Origin of the sequence: Kineococcus indalonis (assembly GCF_009906395.1) — a bacterium.
GTDB lineage: Bacteria > Actinomycetota > Actinomycetes > Actinomycetales > Kineococcaceae > Kineococcus > Kineococcus indalonis.
The window spans coordinates 1-1,545 of the sequence record NZ_JAAALM010000716.1; the positions used below are offsets into that span (position 1 = coordinate 1).

The window sequence follows — 1,545 nt, forward strand, 5'->3', positions numbered from 1 at the left end:
GGGTCGTGCGGTGCTGAGAGTTGTACGCCAAAACCTTCAGCAGCGTCAACGACCCTCCGATCACGAACGCGACACGCGCGGCGAGATCCGGGCGACCACCGGGCTTCCGCCGCAAAACTCAGTTAGCGTTCCACCAGCGCACCCGCGACGCGCGGCGCCCCACCCCGCGGAGGAGACCCGTGAGCCTCACCAGCACCACCAGGCCGGGCACCGCCTGGACGCCCCTGACCGGCCCGGCGCACAGCATCGCCCTGGAGGTCCTCCTCGACGGCCCGCTGCCGCGCAGCGAGCTGGCCCGCCGCCTGGACCTGTCCGCCGGCAGCCTGACCCGGCTGTCCAGGCCGCTGCTGGACTCCGGCCTGCTCGTGGAGACCACCGGCGCCTACGACGCCGCCTCCGGGCGGCCCACCCGGCCGCTGGACGTGGACGAGCTCTCCCACGGCTTCGTCGGCGTCAAGCTCACCGCCGACACCGCCTACGCGGTGCTGACCACGCTGCGCGCCAACGTCGTCACCGAGGTGCGCGCACCTCTGGTGGACCGCTCCCCCGCCGCCTGCACCGCCACCGTGGGGGACCTGGTGCGCACCCTGACCGCCCGCGCCGGCGCCCCGGCCCGCGACGTGCGGGCCGTGGGGGTCAGCCTGGGCGGGCGCGTCTCCCCGGACGGGGAGGTCCTCTCCGCGCGCTACCTGGGCTGGGAGTCGGTGCCCTTCGGCCGGGCGCTGGAGGCCGAGCTGGGCCTGCCCGTCGTCGTCGACAACGACGTGCTCTCCCTGACGCGCGCGGAGCAGTGGTTCGGCAGCGCGCGGCGCTGCGAGCACTTCGCGCTGGTCGTGGTGGGCACCGGGGTGGGCTACGGCCTCGTCGTGCACGACCGGGTCCTGGACCGCCCCGACGCCGGCGTCGGGCTGCTGGGGCACTTCCCGCTGGACCCCACCGGCCCGCTGTGCCCGGAGGGGCACACCGGATGCGCGGAGGCGATGCTCACGCGCGGGGCGGTGGAGGCGCGCGCCGGCGCCGCGCTGCGCCGCCTCGTGGGCTTCGAGGAGGTCCTGGACCTGGCCGCGGCCGGGGAACCGCTGGCCCGCCGCGTCGTGGACGACTCCGCCCGCGCGCTGGGGGTCCTGGTGGCCGCCGTGGGCAACCTCACGATGCCGCAGAAGGTCCTGGTCTCCGGGGAGAACGCCCGGCTGGCCGAGGTGGGCGCCGCCGCCCTGCGCGCCGGCATCCGCGCGCACCGCAGCCCGCACGCCTCCGAGCTCGACGTCGACGTGCAGCACACCGGGTTCCCCGAGTGGGCGCGCGGGGCCGCGGTCACCGCGATCCGCACGTTCGTGCTGGGCGACCGCCGCTGACCCCCGCGGCGGCCCCCGCCGGCACCGCTGCGAGGAGCGCCCGGGGAACCCGCCGGACGACCGGGTGGACGGGGCCGCCCACCCGTACCCTGGTGCGGTGAGGACGCGCGGGGCGACGAACGGGCTGCTGGTGCGGCGCCGCCACGTCGACCTGTGCCGCACGCACGCCGCCACCTGTCCCGCCTGACGC

General features: G+C 76.9%; 1 protein-coding gene. It reads left to right on the plus strand.

Annotation, left to right across the window (positions count from 1 at the left end; all coding sequences use genetic code 11):
* Positions 1-179 precede the first annotated feature (179 nt).
* Positions 180-1,355 (plus strand): ROK family protein, encoded by a 1,176-nt coding sequence (locus GTR00_RS20540; RefSeq protein WP_166613380.1) that lies wholly within the window; start codon positions 180-182, stop codon positions 1,353-1,355.
* Positions 1,356-1,545: the final 190 nt, after the last annotated feature.